This window comes from Agromyces sp. NPDC055658, from assembly GCF_053618155.1.
Window position 1 is genome coordinate 1 of record NZ_JBSHHD010000087.1, and the last position, 1795, is coordinate 1795.

General features: G+C 69.5%; 2 protein-coding genes. One reads left to right on the forward strand and one right to left on the reverse strand.

Annotated features, from left to right (window positions below):
* On the forward strand, positions 1–890 hold an 890-nt coding region (locus ACWGPE_RS18655; RefSeq protein WP_452049256.1), incomplete at its 5' end, for an MBL fold metallo-hydrolase.
* Here ACWGPE_RS18655 and ACWGPE_RS18660 read toward each other — a convergent pair.
* Positions 883–1795, reverse strand: a 913-nt coding sequence (locus ACWGPE_RS18660; RefSeq protein ID WP_452049257.1) for a glycerophosphodiester phosphodiesterase, incomplete at its 5' end; no start/stop codon positions are given. The two genes, ACWGPE_RS18655 and ACWGPE_RS18660, sit on opposite strands and share 8 nt — an antisense overlap.

Genomic DNA, 1795 nt, shown 5'->3' on the forward strand with positions numbered 1-1795 from the left:
CCTATGCGCGGTTCTTCGACGCACCGTCGGCCACACCGCAATCCCCGGTCACGGTGACGTGGGCCGGGGTCAGCACGCTCCTGGTCGACGACGGGTCCTCGGCCGTCCTCACCGACGGGTTCTTCTCCCGGCCCGCGCTGGCGAGCGTCGTGCTGGGCAAGCTGGCGCCGTCACTGCCCCGCATCGATGGCAGCCTGGCCCGTCTCGGCGTCGACAAGCTCGAAGCCGTGTTGCCGGTCCACACCCACTTCGACCACGCCATGGACTCAGCCGTCGTGGCCGAGCGCACCGGTGCCCGACTCGTGGGCGGCACCTCGACCGCCCAGGTCGGTGCCGGCGGTGGCCTGGCCCCCGACCGGATCGTCACGGTCACCCCGGGCGAGGCCGTCACCCTCGGAGCGTTTCAGGTGACGCTCTTCGAGTCCGAGCACTGCCCACCTGACCGCTTCCCCGGCACCATCACCGCGCCCGTCTTGCCGCCCGTCAAGGCCTCTGCGTACAAAGGCGGTGAGGCCTGGTCGACCCTGGTGCACCACCGGGCCAGCGACCGCAGCCTGCTGATCGTCGGCAGTGCCGGCGCGGTGCCGGGCGCACTGGACGGGCAGCACGCCGAGGTGGTCTACCTCGGGATCGGCCAACTCGGGTTGCAGTCCGAGCAGTACCTGGAGAGCTACTGGGCCGACACCGTGCGCACTGTGGGCGCGCGCCGCGTGGTGCTGATCCACTGGGACGACTTCTTCCGGCCGCTGCACAAACCCTTGCGCGCACTGCCGTACGCCGGTGACGACCTGGACGTCTCGATGCGGGTGCTGACCCGGCTGGCCGAACGGGACGCGGTGAGTCTGCACCTGCCGGCGCTGTGGGAGCGCGCCGACCCGTGGGTCAGTTGAGCCGCTGAAACGACGGCGGCAGCGGCAGGCCCAGCTCCGCCAGCACGCCCCGCAGCCGCGTCGGGTAATCGGTGATGAGGCCGTCGACGCCGTCGGCGATCAGCGCCCGCATGGCCGCCGGTTCGTTCACGGTCCACGGGGTCACCTTGAGGCCCAGCGCGTGTGCCCGCTCCACGAATCCCCGGTCCACCAGCTGGTACTGGGGTGAGAGCACCGTGGCGCCCACCGATACCGCGCCGGCGATCGGATCGCTGTCCACTGCCGGATCGACCCCACCGAGCCACGGAGAACCCGGCACCCAGGTGGTGTCATCCCACAGCGCCACCCTCGGTAGCGACGGCTCGGCCCGCTGCACCAATGGCAGTGTGCGCCAGTCGAAGCTCTGGATGTCCACCTTGTCGACCTTGCCCGCCGCCCGTACGGCATCGAGGATGACGCCGACGAACTCCTCCGGCGTGGCCGAGGTTTCGGGTTTGTCCGCCTCGATCTTCGTCTCGATGTTGAAACGTACGTCGGCGTCGTAGGCATCGGTCAGCGCGAACACCTCGGGTAGCACGGCAATCTTGTTGTCGCGCACCACCTCGGCGTCGGGAAATCCGCTCAGCAACTTGCCACAGTCAAGGGTGCGAATCTGTTCGAGGGTGAGATCGTGCACCAGCTTCCCCACGTACGGGTACATCGGATCGCCCGGGAACGCCGGAGCCGTGTCGGCACATTTGGTCTCGTCGATCCGGGGGTCGTGCCACACCAGGGGTTGCCTGTCCTTCGTGAGCACGATGTCGAGTTCGAGCGTGCTCACCCCGAGCTCCAAGGACTTCGCGAAGGCGCGCAGCGACTCCTCGGTCGTCTCGCCGCGGCCGCCGCGGTGGGACTGCAGGTCGAACCCGGCGGGCGCTGCGACGGCC